At 40.4% G+C, this 663-nt stretch carries 1 pseudogene; it reads right to left on the bottom strand.

Annotation, left to right across the window (positions count from 1 at the left end):
- Positions 1–663 (bottom strand): annotated as a pseudogene (locus AAFP94_RS14870) (hypothetical protein); the annotation flags it as partial.

Raw genomic sequence — 663 nt, 5'->3', positions numbered from 1 at the left:
AGCACCATCACATTCCACAGTGCTATCAGCAGCATCTGTATCAATTGTTGGAGCTGTTGTATCTTCAATAGTAAATGAAGCTGTTGTTGAAGACGAATTACCACATCCATCAGTAGCTGTGAAAATCACAGTTACAGTTCCAGTAGCACCACAATCATCACTTAAACTTGTAAAATCGTTCGACCAATTAATAGCACTACAATCATCTGTTGCAGTAGCACCACCATTGGAGTCTAACCAAGCATTGAATTCAGCAGTATTTCCAGCACCATCACATTCCACAGTGCTATCAGCAGCATCTGTATCAATTGTAGGAGCCGTTGTATCTTGAATAGCATAGGTGGCTGAAGTTGTTACAAAGTTTCCACAAGCGTCTGTAGCTGTAAAAATCACTTCAATTGGAGTTGAACAGTCTGAAGCCGCACCACCATAATTATTAGTCCAAATTAAATCTGCTGGACAATCATCAGAAGCTATTGCACCACCATGACTATCTAACCATGCTTGAATTTGGCCATTGTTTCCAGAGCCATCACATTCAACAACTACATTACTAGCTTCAATTGTAATGACAGGATTATCCTGGTCAGAGCCAGAGTGCGTGATGGTTACTGTAAAGTCATTGGCAGGACAACCATCAGATATATTATAGGTTCTCTCTAA

Origin of the sequence: Gilvirhabdus luticola, assembly GCF_040117515.1 — a bacterium.
Classification (GTDB): domain Bacteria; phylum Bacteroidota; class Bacteroidia; order Flavobacteriales; family Flavobacteriaceae; genus Gilvirhabdus; species Gilvirhabdus luticola.
The sequence above is the reverse complement of the archived record's forward strand: the minus strand, read 5'-3'. Positions and strand labels throughout refer to the sequence as shown.